Raw genomic sequence first — 18,508 nt, forward strand, 5'->3', positions numbered from 1 at the left:
CCACGCAGGTTACAGGTAGGTGCCCAGTGGAGGCATGCGTTCGAGCTGCTTCCTGCGGCGCAACCATACCGCTGCGAACACGACGACTCCCACGAGCATTGAAGCCAATACGTACATCTGCGCTACGCGGAAATCGCTTGGGATGATGAAAACGCACATCTCCACGAAGAGCCACACGCTTGCGCCGACAACCACTGGCCATTCCCATTTGCCGAGGGTGAAGTCGTCAGGGTGGTGGATATGCTTGTGACGGGTGAAGATGTAGAGCACCACGGTACCGCTGTAGAGCAGCGCCGGGAACAGCGTCGCGGCCCCCAGCAACTGGGTAAGTGCATCAGGTGAGCTGTAAAAGCTCAGCACGATGCCAACCGACACGACACACGCCAGGAGCGTTGCCCACAGCGGCCCACCGGTTGGCCTGGGGACGACCGATAGTTTTTCCGAGAAGGGTAGGCGGCCATCTCGGGCCATGGCATGGATGAGCCGGCTGTTACTCGTCATGATCACGAGACCGCAGGCGAAGATGGCCACGCAAACCACCACCAATACCACCTTGCTGAAGGTTTCACCCAGGGTCATCCGAATGACGTCTGCTACAGGTGCAGAACTTCGAGTGAGTTCGGCTACGTTGTCGCCAAGGCCCAGGCTCACCACGATCAGGAACAGTGTGCCGAGTACGCCACTGACCACGACGGCGTTGACCATCGCCTTGGGCACTACCTGCTTGGGGTTGTGGGTTTCTTCAGCCAGGTTGGCAGCCGATTCCCAGCCCACCAGCGTGAATGCTCCGAGCAGGCCAGAGAGCATGAACGGGCCAAGCCAGCCGTAGTAGTTGTCGCTGTGGACGATGCCTGTGGACAGCAAATTGGAGGTATTTCCTTTGCCGAAGAACGCCACGGCGGCGCCGATGGCAATGATCAGTCCGAACACCGCGACAACTTCGGCGCCGACGGCCAAGTTGTTGATCTTGGTGAGAATCGGTGTTGACCAGATGATGAGAGCTGTCTGTACCAGGATCAGGATGAGAGTGGTCAGAGCGCCCGCTGAAGCGCTGTACTCCCATCCGAGTAGGGGGAACAGTGCGACCTGGGCTAGGCCATAATCTACTGCCACGGTGACGATGGACAGGAAGGCAAAGCTAGCCCAACCGAACCACCACCCGAGTACCGGATTTACCAAGCGGCTGGCCCACTGGTAGCTGAATCCGGAAAGTGGGATTTTGCTCGCCAGCAACCCGAAAACGAGTGCCACGAGAATGGTGCCCAAGGTAACGATCGGCCATGTCCAGATACCAATGGGCCCGCTGGAAGTCAGCATGCTGCCGTAGGTCGAGAACAGACCTGTGGTGATGGAGATGAAGGAGAAGGCGACAGCGAAGGATTCGAACTTGCCTAGCGTCCTTTCAAACTGGGCAGTGTATTGCTCTTCGGCGGGTGAGCCGTCGTTGAGTTTCGCCCGAGTATTCATTGCATTCTCAGACATATGGATGTCTCCTGAAGTGTGTTCACTATCAAGCAGACTCGTCCCGATCATGATCGTCAGGGTGAGTTATTGTTATCGACGCACGCGGTATGCCATGGACTTTAATGGTGTGGTTTTGTGTTTTTCCTCTTCTGGAACGGGCAAAAATGCATGTCTCCAAGGTGCTGGTGTCCACAGGGCAAAGTTTGAAAACTTTGCCCTGAGTGACCACTGATTACCTAGCCTGACTTACCTCCAGCTTCTGCACCGTTTTACGGCATCGGAGAAGGTCTCGCGCCACTGTTGGGCTTCGGTCGCGCTGATGCGTGGCCGGAACTTGGTGCTGGTGTTGCGTGGAGGTTTGAGCTCGATACCGATGCCTTTGGCCGCCAGGGCTGCGCAACCGAACGAGGTCAGTTCGTCGAATCGCTGGGTCACGATGCAGCGCTGCAGCGCATCGGCCAGGAACTGCGCGAAGTACGGGCTGCGTGCAAGGCCACCATCGATGGACAGTTGGTCGGTCACGTTCAGGAATCCGTCCATGGCCGAAATCACTTCGACGCTGCGCAGAGCGACGCCTTCGAGAAGTGCCTGGCACATGTCCTGGCGGGTGGTGCCGCCGCTCATGCCGACCCACAGGGCAGCAGCGCTGCGATCCCAATGCGGACAAGCAAGGCCGGAGAGGGCTGGCACAAAGGCAAGCCGGCGCGAAATAGCAGGCGGTTCACTGAAGGCGGCCAGCTCGGAGAAATCACTGAAGAGGCCGAGACGACCCGCCCATTCCACGGCGGCGCTAGCGTCATAAACACCCCCGTCCATGGCATAGGTAGGTTTGCCCGCGATTTGCCAGGCGATAGTGGCAAGCAGGCCTTTTTCGGGAGCCCGGATGATCTGATCACCCGTGACGGTCAGGGCGAAGGCGCCGGTACCGTAGGTGATCTTTGCATCCCCGCCGGCACGGCAGCCATGGCCATACAGAGAGGCCTGCTGATCGACGATCGAAGCGGTGACCGGAGTAACGCCGATTTCACCGAAGAATCCAACGGTGTCGCGGATCTCGGGAAGTGCTTCCATCGGCACGCCGAACAGTTCGCACAGCTCGGTGTCCCACTGCCCGGTGGCCAGGTTCATCAGCGAGGTACGTGACGCCGTTGTGACGTCAGTGGCAAACACGCCGGTGAGTCGATCCAGGAAGTAGGCGTCGGTGGTGCCCAGGCGCAGCCGTCCAGCCTTCAGTGCACTCTGGGCGGCGGGCAGGTTCTGGACAATCCAGGCCAACTTGCTTGCCGAGAAGTACGGGTCGAGGGCAAGGCCAGCTCGCTCCAGGGTCAGCGACTCAGCGCCAGTTGCACGCAGTCGGCTGATTTCAGGTGCGGTGCGGTTGTCCTGCCAGACGATCACAGGCGAGAGCGGCTCACCGGTTTTCGCATCCCAGGCCAGACAGCTTTCGCCTTGGTTTGCGATGCCGATGGCATCGACCTTTCCCGTTGCTTGAAGGCAGCTCTGGAGGTTGTTCAGGAGCTCGATTGGATCGTGCTCTACCCAGCCTGGATGCGGGTGATGTTGTTGGTGCCGAAGCGATTGCTGGATGTCGGCGGAGCCATTCTGGGTGACGACCAGGACACGGGTGCTGGTGGTACCTTGATCGAGCGCGGCGATACGCATGTTTTTGTTGTCTCCTCGGCTATCTTCTTACTCGCCGACAAAGTCGACTTCAATCTGCTGCACGCCCTTCGGTACATTCAACGATGCAATCGGGACGAGAATTCGGCGCTCTGGTAGCGCAGACGTGGTACGTGACCACAGCTCTTTACCGTCGGCGGTGATCAGCAGACGGCCACGCGTTGCGCGGTTCACTCGCATCTGCAGGTTCTTCATGCCTTCCACCGGTGACAGGGTGAGGCGCTGTGGGACACAAAGTTTGAGCTGCCCTTTGCATAGGATCTCGATGTCCTGGCCTGGAGCCGGCAACTGCCCCCGCATGTCGCGTACGATCAGAGAAGCGATCTTGCGACCTTCCCTGTATGACCACCCTGCGGTCTCAATGGGGCGCAACAGGTTGCCAGCAGCGAAGTAGGCCGGATCGGAGCACCTACCGTATTGATCAATGGCGGGGCCACCGCTTTTCAGGTCAAGCTTGAGATCGCTCAGCCTTACCAGGCTGGACTCAGGAACAAAGCGCCCGGTCAGCAGAACGCCGTCGCATTCAAACTCGCGGATCGAGCCATCTGCCAACTTCACGCTCGCGCCTTCGACGCGGCCAGTCCCGTGAATTTCCTGTAGCTGCGCGCCAAAGTGCATGGGCACACCGCACAGGCGTGGGAACAGCGAAAGAGGCCAGCGCGCAGTTGCACGGCGGTTCGCCTCGATCATGGCCACAGGCTTAATACCCGCTTTTCGGCAGCTGAGCACCGAGGACAAGCTGACCAACTCGGTACCCACAATCAGCGGGCGCTCGAACGGTTTCAAGTGCTCAAGGTAAACGTAGGACTGGAAAGCACCGGTGTTGATGACGCCCAGAGGACGGTCGCCTCCAACCAAGCGCGCGGAGCGTGGAGTTTCACGTGCGCCTGTTGCGATGAGTACTCGTTTTGCCTGAATCTGCAGAGCCCCTGCTGGGCTGACAACGTCCAGTTGGCCATTGGCTCCGAGACGGGTCACGGAGTGCAGCACTCGAATGTCCACGCCTGCTTTCTTGGCCTCGCTGACGTTTCGCTTGGCGTAGTCCGGCCCGCTGTAAATACGACCGTATTCCCAGAACCCGAAAGGCGGGTGACCGCAATGACGAGGAATGCCACCGGCTTCCGGTTCGCGCTCGATTACCACAACCTTGCCGATGCCCTGCTTGCGCAGTTCGATGGCTGCAGAAAGTCCCGACGGGCCACCACCAATGATGGCGACGTCGACGTGTTCGATGTTAGTGGGACTCATGGCAAACACCTGTAGCAAGAGGAATGGCGAGGTGGCCGGCACTCAGCTCGGCGACCCGCGCGCCACAATAGAAACCCTGGCAGCGTCCCATGCACGCACGGGTTCGCCGTTTGAGGCCGCCGATATCTCCGGGCGGGAGAGGGCTACTCAAGGCTGCTTTGATTTCTCGCAGCGTGACCATTTCGCAGTGGCACACAATCTCTTCGTAACCGGGGTTCTGGTAGTCACGAGGGAGGTGCTCGGCGAGGTTTGGCATCGAGGGCCACATGAGGCTGGTGGGCGCTTCGTGTTTGAAGTCGTACAGGCTGAAGACGTGCTTGGCGATGCCGAGTGCCGCCGTCAGACCGGTCGAGCGGATACCGCCCACGGTGATCCAGTTCTTGCCGTCCACCTTGCGTACCCGGTATTCCTTTTTCTCGGAAGCAGGGCGCAAAGCTGCATACGTGGCGGTCACCGGCATGCCTTCGAGCGCCGGAATGCGTTCTACAGCGGCTTCGACCAGTTGACCGAGAATTTCACTGTCCAGGCGCGCATGGATACGGTCATCCTGCTCTTCGGCTGTGGGGCCTACCAGCAGGTTGCCGTACACGGTCTTGGTGAGCACGATGCCCTTGGTACGCTCGTTGGGTACTGGCAGCACGATGTTCGTGAGATAGCGCGACGCAGCCTTGTCGAATACTACGAACTGACCCTTGCGCGGGTGAATCGAGAAGCTGGATTCACCCAGCAGGCTTTGCTCAAGGATGTCCCCGAACAGCCCGGCACAGTTAATGACGGTACGGGTCAGGAAAGTTCCTTGTGAGGTCTCCAATCGCCACAATTCACCGTCGAACTGGCCACCCAGGACTTCGGCATTGAACTGGGTTTTGGCGCCCAGCAGCATGGCTTGCTGAAGGTAGCCTAGCGGGGCAGACCAAGGGTCGATCAAGAACTCACCTGGCACCTCAGCGGCGCCGAGTGCATGTTTTGCCAGGTGAGGTTCGAGCGCACGTACTCGCGCACGGTCAATGATCTGAACGTCAGCTACGCCATTGTCATGCGCCTGTTGAACAATGCCCTGCAGTTTCGCTAGATCTTCTTCACTCCAGGCAACGACCATCGCGCCGGACTTGAGCAGCGGAAGGTTCATCTTGGAGTGGATATCTAGGTACTCCTGGTAACCATCCTGCATACAGCGCAGTTCGAGGCTGTCGCGAGGAGCGTCGAAACCGGTATGGAGGATTGCGCTGTTGCCTTTACTGGCGCCCGACAGAATGTCGGAGCTCTTCTCCAGCAGAAGCACCTTGGCACCTTCCAAGGTGAAACGCCTCACCATCGCGCATCCCACAACGCCGCCGCCGACAACGACGACGTCGAAGACATCGGTGTGATTAGGTAATGGTTTCGTCATGTTATTGCCTGTTGGGATAAATCAGCTATGCCAAAGAGGGTGCATCCCACATGCCACTGACTGAATGGTTGGTTTTTTGACCGATTTTTCAGGTGGTTCGGTCGTTATTGCTCTGACCTGTGTTATGTGAAGAGCCATTGCTGTCTCATCGAAGTACCTTCGATATGAGGCTTTGCGGGCTCCAATGCAACGCTTGGCGTAGGTCCGCCGTTGTTGAGCAGAGTGCCCGATTTAAGTTGCGCACTGCCTAATCGGTCATTTTCTAAATACGGTCATTAAAATGTGGCTTCGGTCATACGCGCCCTGGTTGATACCGTGCTACACGTTCTAAGTGGATGTGTTACGGATTCACACCCTTTGCTTTTGATAATTCAGAGGATTTACCACTTTGAACTGCTTTTGAAGGCACCGAACTTGTGGGAGTTCGAATTAATAGTCCACATTCGGTGGGCGCCTTAAAACAAGCGCTCAGTCAGAAAAATGCCTGATTGATGACTGAAATAGTGGTTTTCTTTGTAAATACCACAGCGGAAAGTGACATCGGCACAAATGGTGCGGCGTTTCATCACCCACCAGCCTGGGCTGTGCCCATTGAACGAGATGTCACTGCTATGCAACGCAGAACCAAAATAGTCGCCACGCTCGGCCCTGCCACTAACACGCCCGAAATGATCGAAGGCCTCATCGAAGCCGGTGTCGATGTCGTTCGCCTCAACTTCTCCCACGGATCTGCGCAAGACCATATGAGCCGCGCCTCACTGGTGCGCTCCCTGGCGGCGAAACATGGTCGCTTCGTCGCCGTCCTGGCCGACCTTCAAGGCCCAAAGATCCGGATCGCCCGATTCGCCGACACCAAGGTCGTACTCGCCAAGGGGCAGACCTTTACGCTCGATGCCCGGTTAGGCCGGGACGAAGGTGATGCGACCCAGGTGGGTATCGACTACAAGGCGCTGATCACTGACAGCCGTCCTCACGACATCTTGCTTCTGGATGACGGTCGAATCGAGCTGGAGGTGCAGGAAGTGCGCGAGAGCTCGTTGATCTGCACCGTTGTGGTGGGTGGCCCTCTGTCGAACAACAAGGGGATCAACCGCAAAGGTGGTGGCCTCTCCGCTGCGGCCCTCACCGAAAAAGATCGCGAAGACATCAAGACGGCTGCGCTCATGCAAGCTGACTACCTGGCAGTGTCGTTCCCGCGGGACGCCGATGACATGCACCTGGCGCGCAAGCTGATGCTGGAGGCTGGAGGCCAAGCCGGGTTGGTAGCAAAAATCGAGCGTGCGGAAACCGTACAAGACACTGCCATTTTGGATGCAATCATCGAGGCCTCCGATGGCGTCATGGTCGCGCGTGGTGACCTTGGGGTCGAAATCGGGGATGCCGAACTCGTTGCTGTCCAGAAGCTGATCATTGATCGTGCGAGGACGCTGAATCGTGTCGTGATCACGGCAACCCAGATGATGGAGACGATGATCACCCAGTCGCTGCCTACGCGTGCGGAAGTGTTCGACGTCGCGAACGCCGTTCTGGACGGCACCGATGCAGTCATGCTTTCAGCTGAAACGGCGGCAGGCGCCTATCCCATCGAAACCATCGAGGCCATGTGCCGAGTCATCCTGGGTGCAGAAAAGCATCCTCTGGCTCACCGCTCCAAGCATCGTATGAACGAGGTCTTCCATCGCATTGATGAGTCGATCGCGATGTCGGCCATGTATGCCGCCAACCACTTGGATGGCGTGAAGGCAATCATCTGCATGACCGAGTCCGGGGATACCCCGCGACTCATGTCGAGAATTCGCTCTCACCTGCCCATTTTCGCGTTCTCGCGCAATGTGCGCACCCAGAATCGAGTAGCCCTGTTCCGTGGCGTCAGCACTGTCCCGTTCGATGCAGACAGCATTCCGACTGACGAAGTAAACCAGCGAGCCATTGATGAGCTGGTGAGCCGAGGTGTGGTCACCGTGGGCGATCACGTACTCATCACCAAAGGCAGCTACCTCAATGCGCAAGGCGGCACGAACACCCTGCGCATCGTTCGTGTCGGTGATCGCATCAACTGAGAGGAGTGCCCCATGACCGACCTGATTAGCAGTGCCGCTGGGCACCGACGTCAGCAGGACTCACACGGCGCTGGTGAATGGCCGCGTGACTTTGACTTTCGTGTGCAAGTGGCAGAGCAGCAGGAACTGCTAACCCTGGATTCTGAAACCGCAACCTACAACGCTTCGTTGGTACCGCCTGTGAAAAAGAACACCCTGATCCAAAATGTATTCGCCCGCGAAATCCTGGACTCTCGTGGAAACCCTACCGTTGAAGCCGTGGTCACCCTGGAGTGTGGCGTGGTGGGGGAGGCGAGTGTTCCTTCCGGTGCGTCGACAGGATCCCGCGAAGCCTTGGAATTGCGTGATGGCTCCTGGCGCTATCAGGGTAAGGGCGTAATGCGCGCTGTGGAGAATGTGAACAATCCAATTCGCGAGCGGATTGTGGGGCTCGATGCTTTGAATCAGCGAGTGATCGACCAGGCCATGATCACCCTGGACGGCACTGATGCGAAATCGATTCTGGGTGCCAATGCGATTCTGGCGGTCTCCCTGGCAACGGCGAAAGCTGCTGCTGCCTCTCTGAACGTCCCTCTCTACGAGCATCTGGCTTCGCTCTACAGCGCGGAACCGCGTTTGGCCATGCCTGTCCCGATGATGAACATCATCAATGGCGGTGAGCACGCGGACAACAACATCGACATCCAGGAGTTCATGATTCAGCCGGTGAGTGCGACAAGCTTCCGTGAAGCCTTGCGCATGGGCGCTGAAATCTTCCACTGCTTGAAGAAGGTGTTGAGCGAGCGCGGTCTGAGCACCGCCGTGGGTGATGAGGGCGGTTTTGCACCATCCCTGGGTTCTAACGAAGAAGCGCTGGTGGTGATCAAGGAAGCCGTGTCCCGCTCGGGTTATGAGCTGGGTAAAGACATCACCCTCGCTCTGGATTGTGCCGCTTCAGAGTTCTACAAGGGCGGGCGCTACGTATTGGCCGGAGAAGGCAAGTCGTTCACTTCGAGTGAATTCGCTGAGTACCTGGCTGGCTTGTGCGATGCGTATCCCATCGTCTCCATTGAAGATGGGATGGACGAAAGTGATTGGGAGGGCTGGGCGCACCTCACCCAGCGTCTGGGGCAGAAGGTTCAGCTAGTTGGCGATGATCTGTTCGTCACCAATACTCAGATCCTGCACGAGGGCATCCAACAGGGCATCGCCAACTCGATCCTGATCAAGTTCAACCAGATCGGCACCCTGAGCGAAACCTTCGACGCTATTCGCATGGCGCAGAAAGCTGGTTACACAGCGGTGATCTCGCACCGTTCCGGCGAAACCGAAGACACCACCATTGCCGACCTCGCTGTTGCCACCGGTGCTGGCCAGATCAAAACCGGTTCGCTTTGCCGCTCTGACCGGGTGGGCAAGTACAACCGTTTGCTGCGCATTGAGGAAGCACTTCAAGCGCGTGCGCCCTACAGCGCCGAATCCCTTCTTTCTCGCAGATCCTGAAGGGGTACACGAACATGGCCAACAAGCTTGTTATCGGCAACTGGAAAATGAACGGCTCCCGTCAGAGCAACACTGAGTTCCTGTCGAAATTTCTGGCACCTCTGGATCAACTGGAGAACGTCGACGTCGCTGTCTGCCCACCCGCCATCTACTTGGAGCAACTGGCAGGTTTGGTCGTCCAGTCACCGATCCATTTGGGTGCGCAGAACCTGAGTGAATCAGAGCAAGGGGCTTTCACCGGCGAGATATCGGGCTCAATGCTACGGGACTTTGGGTGTCACTACGTTCTGGTCGGCCACTCTGAGCGCCGTAGTCTGAACGGCGAAACCAACGCGTTGGTGGCGGCCAAATTCAAGGCTGCCCTGAACGCTGGGCTGACTCCCGTCTTGTGTGTCGGCGAGACGCTGGATCAGCGCCATGATGGCGAGACCCTGAATGTCGTAAATGACCAGCTTCAGGCTGTGCTGGACGCCGTGGGGGTGCAGGAACTGGGCAAGGGTGTCATCGCCTATGAGCCTGTCTGGGCTATCGGGACGGGGGAGACCGCGACCCCTCAGCAGGCGCAGGAGGTACACCAGCACATTCGCCGCTATATCGCCGAGATCAGCCCAGAGGTCGCCCGGACAACTCGCATCCTCTACGGCGGCAGCGTCAAAGGCGACAACGCCGCTGAGTTGTTCAGCCAACCCGACATTGATGGTGGTCTGGTAGGGGGCGCGTCCCTGGACGCCCATTCGTTCCTGTCCATCTGCAGAGCGGGCCAGTCCCGACAACTTTGATCGCATGAAGCGGGCTGCGTGCCGGCCCGCCAATTCAAACCATTCCAAGAGAATTCAAAATGACCAGTAACCGCTTAGCCAACCTTTTCCCTACCGTAAATGAGATCCCCGAAGCATATCGACTCGGGGAACCCGTCGAGCAGCGCGAGTACCTGGTAGGTGGCCAGCTTCAGCGCTGGGAAGGTAGCCTGCTCAAAGTCACCAGCCCGGTTTATCTCTCCACCCCTGATGGCGACCAACAGGTTGTGCTGGGAAGCTTCCCGGAGATGGATGCTGATGCTGCACTGGTCGCGTTGGATGCAGCGGTAAAAGCCTACGACAATGGGCAAGGTGAATGGCCTACCATGCGGGTGGCCGAGAGAATTCGCCACGTTGAAGCGTTCCTGGCTCGTATGCGACAGCAGCGCACAGCCGTGGTGAAACTGCTGATGTGGGAGATCGGCAAAAACCTCAAGGATTCAGAGAAAGAATTCGATCGCACCTGTGACTACATCGTCGATACCATCAACGCGCTGAAGGATCTGGATCGCCGTTCCAGCCGCTTCGAACTGGAACAGGACACCCTGGGCCAGATCCGTCGCGTGCCGCTGGGTGTGACCCTCTGCATGGGGCCGTACAACTACCCACTCAACGAGACCTTCACCACCCTGATCCCGGCATTGATCATGGGTAACACCGTGGTGTTCAAGCCGGCCAAGTTCGGCGTCTTGCTGATTCGTCCGTTGCTGGAGGCTTTCCGCGACAGCTTCCCTGCCGGCGTGATCAACGTGATCTACGGCAGTGGCCGCGAGACCGTGAGTGCCCTGATGGCCAGCGGCAAAGTGGATATCTTCGCGTTCATCGGCACCAACAAGGGCGCCAGTGCGCTGAAGAAGCTGCACCCTCGTCCCCATCGGTTGCGTGCTGCGCTCGGTCTGGATGCCAAGAACCCAGGTATCGTTCTGCCTGAGGTTGATCTCGACAATGCCGTCAACGAAGCCGTGACAGGCTCCCTGTCGTTCAACGGTCAGCGCTGCACCGCGCTGAAAATCCTGTTCGTGCACGATGACGTCGTCGATCAGTTCCTGGAGAAGTTCAACCACAAGCTGGCCTCGCTCAAGCCTGGCATGCCCTGGGAGCCAGGCGTTGCCCTGACGCCGCTACCAGAACCTGGGAAGGTCGACTATCTCAATTCTCTGGTCGCTGATGCCCAGGAGAAAGGGGCTCGCATCGTCAACGAAGGCGGTGGTGAAGTCCGTGGCTCGTTCTTCTTCCCTGCCGTCCTGTACCCCGTATCTGCTGATATGCGGGTCTACCAAGAAGAGCAGTTTGGCCCATTGGTACCTGTTGTGCCGTACCGAGATCTGCACACGGTCATCAACTATGTCCTGGATTCTGATTTCGGCCAGCAGTTGAGCATCTTTGGCACCAACCCAGGTCAGGTAGGCAGTCTGGTTGACGTCTTTGCCAACCAGGTAGGTCGGATCAACCTCAACACCCAGTGCCAACGTGGCCCGGATTCGTACCCGTTCAACGGACGCAAAAACTCTGCTGAAGGAACGCTCTCTGTGCACGATGCGCTTCGGGTGTTCTCCATCCGTACCCTGGTGGCTACCAAGTTCAATGAGAACAACAAGGAGCTGGTGAGCGAGATTATCCAGAACCGGAAATCGAGCTTCATCACCACTGACTATATCTTCTGAGTGAGTACCTGAGATGGCTACCTGCACACTGATCATCCTGGACGGGATCGGTGTGCGGGCGGAGGTAGAAGCGAATGCCTTTGCCACTGCCCGCACGCCCACGCTGGACGGGTTGTTCGAGCATTACCCTCATAGTCTCATTGCCACCTCGGGCTTAGCGGTGGGTCTGCCTGATGGCCAGATGGGCAACTCCGAGGTCGGGCACATGAACCTCGGTGCGGGTCGGATCGTTTATCAGAACTTCACCCGCATCAACAAGGCCATTGATGATGGTTCATTTGCCAGCAACCCAGCTCTGATGGAGCTGGTTAGCGGCACCAAGACCCGTGGCGGCGCCATCCATGTGATGGGCCTGCTTTCGCCGGGTGGTGTTCACAGCCACATCGACCAGATCATTGCCGGCTGTCAGATCCTGGCCGGGGAGGGAGTCGAGCGGGTCTACGTGCACGCATTCCTCGACGGTCGCGACACGCCTCCGAAGAGCGCAGCTGAGTCGATATCAGCTCTGGAGGATGCGCTTGCTCTGCAGCAGTGTGGTCGGATTGCAACCGTCATTGGTCGCTACTTCGCCCTGGATCGAGACAAGCGTTGGAGTCGTGTTGAGTCGGCGTACCGCCTGATCGTGCAAGGTGAAGCAGAACACCATGCTCTATCCGCCAGTGACGCTCTGCAGGCCGCCTATGAGCGAGGGGAGTCCGATGAGTTCGTGCAGGCGACCGTGATCGGAGCGGCTGCGCCTATCGGTGAAGATGACTCGATCATCTTTATGAACTTCCGCCCTGATCGAGCGCGTCAGCTTTGCGAGGCTCTAATTTCGCCAGCATTTGATGCGTTCGCTCGTCCTCAAGTGATCGGTAAGGAACGGCTGCTGACGCTGACCCGCTACTCCGATGACCTGGATGGGCCTTGCGCGTTTCCTCCCGAGTCCATCTCGAACAGCCTGGGAGAGTACCTGGCAGGCCTCGGAAAAACTCAGCTGCGAATCGCTGAAACCGAAAAATATGCCCATGTCACGTTCTTCTTCAACGGTGGTCGAGAAGAGCCGTTCAACGAGGAGCGACGCATCCTGATTCAGTCGCCTCTGGTGGCGTCCTATGACTTGCAGCCGGAGATGAGTGCATTCGAGCTTACGGACAGGCTGGAGGAGGAAATCCTTAGCGGCAAAAACGACCTGATCGTTTGCAACTATGCCAATGGGGACATGGTAGGGCACACGGGGTTATTCGACGCGGCTGTCAAGGCGGTGGAAACTCTGGATCAGTGCTTGGCCAGGGTAGTTGAAGCGACGTTGAAGAACGGAGGTCACTGCTTGATTACCGCCGACCACGGTAACGTTGAGCAAATGCTGGATCCGGCTACCGAGCAGGTGCACACCGCGCATACCACTAACCCGGTTCCGTTGATCTATGTAGGCGGCCAGCCTGGCATCACGCTCAAAAATGGTCGGCTCTGTGATTTGGCGCCGACCCTTCTCAGCATCATGGGCTTGGCTGTACCGGAAGAGATGACCGGCCAAGTGCTGATCGCCCCTTGACGAGCAGCATCCGATCGACCTGGTGTACGCAGTGTCCTGATAGGCGCGGTATGCCAGGCAGTTTCTAGGCTCGGCTGAGTAGAGCCGATGCACCGCCCGAGTTCTTGATGGTCTGCAGAACGATTTCTGAGCGGATGTCGGTTACGCCGTTAGTTCGGTTGAGGCGGCTCACCAGGAACTCGGAGAAGTGCTTGAGGTTGCGCGCCTGCACCTTGAGAACGTAGTTGCTATGGCCCGTGACAATCCAAGCCTTGACGACCTCCGGCCAGTTGTTGACCTGCTCTACAAACCTTTCATGCCACCCATCCTCGTTCTGGCGCATGGACACGTGCACCAGTGCTTCCAGCTCGATACCCAGCTTTTCCGAGTCCAGGATCGGGCGGTAGCCCAAGATGATGCCCTGGTCTTCGAGCAGGCGTAGACGGCGCAGGCATGCGGAGGGTGACAATGCCACTTTCTCCGCGAGCTCTTGATTGCTGATGCGTCCATCCTGCTGCAGACACAGCAAAATCCGTACGTCGATGGCGTCAAGGCGAGCCTGCATAAAATTCTCCGTTATCTATCCTTCTGCGCATTTTCTGCGAAAAAATGACGGTGGCGCAACCGAGAATGCACGAAAATTCCGTCAGAAATGCAGCATCATTTTCCCGTTCTGAAGGGAAGAGATCTGCATGTTCGAAGACGCAAAAATTTGGGATATCAGCGCACCCCTGGATGTGAATACCCCAGTGTGGCCGGGGGATACCCCCTTTCAAGAAGAGCGCTGCTGGAAGATTGATGATCACTGCCCAGTCAATGTTGGGCGTATAACCCTGTCGCCTCATACCGGCGCTCATGCAGATGCTCCCCTCCACTACAGTGCGGACGGGCTTGCTATCGGTGCGGTGTCGTTAGAGCCCTACATTGGACCTTGTCGGGTGATCGATTGCACCCACGTCACAGGCATCGTCCAGCCCGAAGACCTGTTTGCTTCCATGGAGGATGTCCCGCGCAGGGTCATCATTCGCACTTTCAATCGCGCACCCACTGCTGCATGGCCTGTGCGCTTTTCTGCCATTGCCCCAGCGACGATCGAGATGCTTGCTGATGCCGGCGTGTGCCTGATCGGCGTGGACACCCCCTCACTTGATCCCCAATCGAGCAAAACCATGGATGCCCATATGGCCGTCGCCAAGTACGGCATGGCCATCCTTGAGGGATTGGTTCTGGACGACGTTCCAGTCGGAGATTTCGAGCTGATCGCCCTGCCACTCAAGTTTACCAACCTTGACGCCAGCCCTGTGCGAGCTGTGCTGCGTCGCCTTGCTTTTAAATAAAGGAAAATAATATGAAGAAGCGTGAACTCTACCTGGCCATGGACTCAACCGACCCGTTGGGGCGGTTCCATGAGCAGTTCAGTCTTCCCGAAAACGTTATTTATTTGGATGGCAACTCCTTGGGCGCAAGGCCGGTCAAGGCCTTGGAGCGCTCGCGCCAGGTCGTCGCGGAGGAGTGGGGGTATGGCCTGATCGGTAGCTGGAACGAAGCAGGCTGGCGTGCCCTGCCTGAGCGGCTGGGCAACAAGATCGCTGGACTGATCGGCGCCAACCACGGCGAGGTCGTGGTCACCGACACTACGTCGATCAACCTCTTCAAAGTCTTGGCGGCAGCGCTCAAGGTTCAGGCTGACGTTGATCCCTCGCGCAAAGTTATTGTCACCGAGCGCAGCAATTTCCCGACCGACATCTACATCGCTCAAGGGCTCGCCGAGCTGCTCGATGATGGCTACAGCCTGCGGTTGGTCGACTCTCCGGAAGAGCTGCCTGCAGCCATCCAGACCGATACGGCGGTGGTCATGATCACGCAGGTCAACTACAAGACCGGCTACCTGCATGACATGAAAGAGCTCACGGCACTCGCGCATGAGTGCGGGGCGTTGACGATCTGGGATCTGTGCCATTCCGCTGGCGCCGTCCCGATCGACCTCAACGGCGCCAATGCCGATTACGCCATCGGCTGCACCTACAAGTACCTCAATGGTGGGCCAGGCTCGCCTGCCTTCGTGTGGACGTCGGCAGCGCTGCAAGACAAGGTCAATCAACCCTTGTCCGGCTGGTGGGGGCACGCTCGCCAATTCCAAATGGAGCCAGGTTACGAGCCGGCAAGCGGGATCAACCGGTACCTCTGCGGTACGCAACCGATCACTTCGATGGCCTTGATCGAGTGCGGCCTGGACATCTTCGGGCAGACCACCATGGAGGCCTTGCGCAAGAAATCGCTGGCGCTCACCGACCTCTTTATCGAGCTCGTTCAAGAACGCTGTGCAGAGTTCCCTCTCACCTTGGTGACGCCGCTTGATCACCAGCATCGCGGCAGCCATGTCAGCTTTGAGCATCCAGAAGGGTATGCGGTGGTGCAGGCGTTGATTGAGAAGGGTGTGGTAGGCGACTACCGCGAGCCTCGCATCATGCGCTTTGGGTTTACTCCTCTGTATACCCGCTACGTGGATGTGTGGGATGCGGTCGAAGCATTGCACTCGGTACTGAGCACGGAGTCATGGCGTACAGACAAGCACATGACCCGAAAAAAAGTCACCTGATTGACTCCTAGTTTGCGCCGCGATCTGGGCAACCAGGTCGTGGCACTGCGGCCAACGGCTATTACAACGACAATATACCGAGGCGAATAAAATGCAGGATCAAAAAAGCTTTGCGGCTATATCCGATCGCGAGCAGGGCCTGAAAAGGCATCTCACACCTGGCCAAATGAGCATGATCGCCATTGGCGGCGCTATTGGTACCGGGTTGTTCATGGGGAGTGGCTACGCCATCAGTTTTGCCGGCCCCGGGGTCTTGATCAGCTATGGGATCGGCGCGGTGATCGCCCTGCTTCTCATGGGATGCCTGGCGGAAATGACCATTGCTCATCCGACTTCTGGTTCATTCGGCGCGTACGCCGAGTTCTACTTGAGCCCCCTGGCTGGATTCCTCGTCAGGTATTCCTACTGGGCCGCAATCGTGCTGGCGATTGGGACAGAGGTCACCGCGATTGCGATGTACATGAAGTACTGGTTCGCCGATGTTCCAGGGTGGGTTTGGATCATCTCGTTCTCGGGTCTGCTGGTCTTGACCAATGCGATCAGCGTGAAGGCCTTTGGGCATTTCGAGTACCTCTTCTCAGCAGTAAAAATCGCGGCAATTCTGGCCTTCATCCTGCTTGGTGCCTGGTTAGTCTTCGGGGGCAGCAATGCCGAGTATGGTTTCCATCACTATGTCGATCATGGCGGCTTCCTTCCCCGAGGATGGAGTGGCGTATGGGTCGCCTTGATTGTCGCCATCTTCAGTTATCTGAGCATCGAGACGATTGCCGTGGCTGCCGGCGAAGCAGAGGAGCCGAAGAGGGCAGTCAAGCATGCCTTCCGTGTGACCATGGCTCGGCTGCTTTTCTTCTACATCATCACGCTGGCACTGATCCTGGCGATGACTCCGTGGGACGTCGCTGCGCAAGGAACTGAGAGCCCATTTGTGTTGGTGATGAACAAGCTCGGCATTCCAGCCGCCACGGGAACGATCAACTTTGTGATCCTGGTGGCTGCGTTGTCTGCGATGAATAGCCAGCTGTATACGGCCACCCGGATGATGTTCAGCCTGTCCAGAGCAGGCTATGCACCGAAGAAGCTCGGGGAGCTGAACAAGCGTGGCGTTCCTATGAACGCACTGCTCATTTCATGTGCCGGTATTGCAGTAGCCACTTCGATTTACCTTATGTTCCCAGGCCAGTCGTTCATGCTGATGATGTCGATCGCCATCTTCGGTGCGATCTTCACCTGGATGATGATTTTTATCACCCACCTGAGCTTCCGCCGATATCAAGTAAAGCACGGCATCAAACTCGATTTTAAAATGTGGGGCTACCCATGGGGGACCTTGGTCGGTGCTGGATTGACTTTTTCCATCTTGGTGACCACTGCTTTTGTACCGCGTTTCAATATGACACTTACCTTCGGGCTGCCCTTCTTGCTGGTTCTGACAGTTTGTTACCGAGTCTTCTTGCGTACGCGAACTAGAAAAGGTGAGGGCGGCGCGGTGGTCAGCGAGACAGCCGCTCACGTGAGCCAATAAGCCTGGTTGTATGTTTATTATTAGTTGAAAAATCAATGTTTGAGGTGATGTATGAGTCAGTGTCCGTTTAGTGCCTCATCCGAGTCGGGTGAGTGGCACAATGCCCAGCTGAATTTTTCCGATAGCATGAGCTATGGGGATTACTTGGGGTTAGATAAAATTCTTACCGCTCAACATCCGCTGTCCGACAACCACAACGAGTTGTTGTTCATCATCCAACACCAAGCGTCCGAGCTGTGGATGAATCTCATGCTGCATGAGCTCAGAGCAGCGCGTGAGAAGGTCAAGCAGGAAGAGTTTCAGCCTGCTTTCAAAATGCTGGCGAGGGTGTCTCGCATCTTTGACCAACTGGTTCAAGCCTGGACTGTACTGGCCACCATGACTCCAAGTGAATATGCCGAATTTCGAGAGTCCCTGGGGCAATCGTCGGGTTTCCAGTCTTATCAGTATCGTGAGATCGAGTTTATCCTCGGCAATAAAAGCACCCCGCTGATGAAGCCCCATGCGCATCGCCGTGAGCTTATGAGCAAGCTCGAAATTGAGCTGCAGTCACCTTCGCTGTACGACGAAGCTGTCAAGGCCATGGCTCGCCAAGGACTGGAAATTGACGCGGATCGATTGAATCTGGTCAGTGATAAACCAACCGAGTACAACGTCTCGGTCGAGAATGCCTGGCGAGCAGTCTATGAAGATCCCAAGCGCTATTGGGATCTCTACCAGTTGGCCGAGAAATTCATTGACCTTGAGGACTCCCTTCGCCAATGGCGTTTCCGCCATGTCACAACGGTTGAGCGAATCATCGGATTCAAAACAGGTACCGGCGGCACCGAAGGAGTCGGCTATCTGCGAAAAATGCTGGATAAGGAGCTGTTCCCTGAGCTATGGCGCCTTCGTACCAACATGTAAGTCATAGCATCCGGTAATGTGCCCGCCTTTTGCGGGCATTTTTTTGGCCGCTTCTTGTGCTCAGCTACCGACGATTTGAATAATATTTCAATTTTCTGCGATCAGCTCGCAAGAAATTTCAATTTCAATGTGTTTGTTAGCAAATAAACAAGATAATTCGACTGTTTTTAGAGCATCATTCAA

General features: G+C 57.2%; 14 protein-coding genes. 9 read left to right on the top strand and 5 right to left on the bottom strand.

What is annotated here, in order from left to right:
• Window positions 1-9 precede the first annotated feature (9 nt).
• The 4 genes from F3J45_RS26340 to F3J45_RS26355 form a co-directional block, all read right to left on the bottom strand.
• On the bottom strand, window positions 10-1,482 hold the full coding sequence (locus F3J45_RS26340; protein WP_240164717.1) for an amino acid permease: 1,473 nt from the start codon (window positions 1,480-1,482) through the stop codon (window positions 10-12).
• A gap of 228 nt (window positions 1,483-1,710) precedes the next feature.
• On the bottom strand, window positions 1,711-3,126 hold the full coding sequence (locus F3J45_RS26345) for a glycerol kinase (RefSeq protein ID WP_167070012.1): 1,416 nt from the start codon (window positions 3,124-3,126) through the stop codon (window positions 1,711-1,713).
• A 27-nt stretch (window positions 3,127-3,153) separates the two neighbouring features.
• A complete protein-coding gene (locus F3J45_RS26350; protein WP_167070014.1) occupies window positions 3,154-4,392 on the bottom strand; it encodes an NAD(P)/FAD-dependent oxidoreductase in 1,239 nt (412 codons plus the stop codon).
• Complete coding sequence (locus F3J45_RS26355; protein ID WP_167070016.1) at window positions 4,379-5,782, bottom strand: NAD(P)/FAD-dependent oxidoreductase; 1,404 nt, start codon at window positions 5,780-5,782, stop codon at window positions 4,379-4,381. Before F3J45_RS26355 ends, F3J45_RS26350 begins: the two co-directional genes overlap by 14 nt.
• Before the next feature lie 611 nt (window positions 5,783-6,393).
• Between F3J45_RS26355 and pyk the strand changes: the two genes are divergently transcribed.
• Genes pyk through gpmI form a run of 5 tightly spaced genes read left to right on the top strand, consistent with a single transcriptional unit; the run spans window position 6,394 to window position 13,319 of the window.
• Window positions 6,394-7,842, top strand: a complete 1,449-nt coding sequence (gene pyk, locus F3J45_RS26360) for a pyruvate kinase (RefSeq protein ID WP_167070074.1) — start codon at window positions 6,394-6,396, stop codon at window positions 7,840-7,842.
• 12 nt (window positions 7,843-7,854) lie between these two features.
• The gene (gene eno / locus F3J45_RS26365) at window positions 7,855-9,324 is read left to right on the top strand and encodes a phosphopyruvate hydratase (protein WP_205300693.1); all 1,470 of its coding nucleotides are present in this window, start codon (window positions 7,855-7,857) and stop codon (window positions 9,322-9,324) included.
• 14 nt (window positions 9,325-9,338) lie between these two features.
• Window positions 9,339-10,103: a triose-phosphate isomerase gene (tpiA, locus tag F3J45_RS26370; RefSeq protein WP_167070018.1), complete on the top strand. Its 765-nt coding sequence runs from the start codon at window positions 9,339-9,341 to the stop codon at window positions 10,101-10,103.
• Between the two features lie 59 nt (window positions 10,104-10,162).
• Window positions 10,163-11,785, top strand: coding sequence for an NADP-dependent glyceraldehyde-3-phosphate dehydrogenase (locus F3J45_RS26375; protein WP_167070020.1), 1,623 nt, complete (start codon window positions 10,163-10,165; stop codon window positions 11,783-11,785).
• 13 nt (window positions 11,786-11,798) lie between these two features.
• A complete protein-coding gene (gene gpmI / locus F3J45_RS26380) occupies window positions 11,799-13,319 on the top strand; it encodes a 2,3-bisphosphoglycerate-independent phosphoglycerate mutase (protein ID WP_167070022.1) in 1,521 nt (506 codons plus the stop codon).
• Between the two features lie 64 nt (window positions 13,320-13,383).
• Here gpmI and F3J45_RS26385 read toward each other — a convergent pair whose 3' ends face one another.
• Window positions 13,384-13,863, bottom strand: a complete 480-nt coding sequence (locus tag F3J45_RS26385) for an Lrp/AsnC family transcriptional regulator (RefSeq protein WP_167070024.1) — start codon at window positions 13,861-13,863, stop codon at window positions 13,384-13,386.
• Between the two features lie 127 nt (window positions 13,864-13,990).
• Here F3J45_RS26385 and kynB point away from each other — a divergent pair, with 127 nt between their 5' ends.
• From kynB to kynA, 4 genes are all read left to right on the top strand, one after another.
• Entirely contained in the window at window positions 13,991-14,635 is a 645-nt protein-coding gene (gene kynB, locus F3J45_RS26390; RefSeq protein WP_167070026.1) for an arylformamidase, read from the top strand.
• Between the two features lie 11 nt (window positions 14,636-14,646).
• The gene (kynU, locus tag F3J45_RS26395; RefSeq protein ID WP_167070028.1) at window positions 14,647-15,897 is read left to right on the top strand and encodes a kynureninase; all 1,251 of its coding nucleotides are present in this window, start codon (window positions 14,647-14,649) and stop codon (window positions 15,895-15,897) included.
• Between the two features lie 91 nt (window positions 15,898-15,988).
• Complete coding sequence (locus F3J45_RS26400) at window positions 15,989-17,419, top strand: amino acid permease (RefSeq protein ID WP_167070030.1); 1,431 nt, start codon at window positions 15,989-15,991, stop codon at window positions 17,417-17,419.
• A gap of 51 nt (window positions 17,420-17,470) precedes the next feature.
• Window positions 17,471-18,325 carry a tryptophan 2,3-dioxygenase gene (kynA, locus tag F3J45_RS26405; RefSeq protein ID WP_167070032.1) on the top strand — a complete coding sequence of 285 codons (855 nt, stop codon included), beginning with the start codon at window positions 17,471-17,473 and terminating at the stop codon, window positions 18,323-18,325.
• The last annotated feature ends 183 nt before the right edge of the window (window positions 18,326-18,508 follow it).

The sequence above is a fragment of the Pantoea sp. Ap-967 genome (genome assembly GCF_011752565.1).
Classification (GTDB): Bacteria; Pseudomonadota; Gammaproteobacteria; order Pseudomonadales; family Pseudomonadaceae; genus Aquipseudomonas.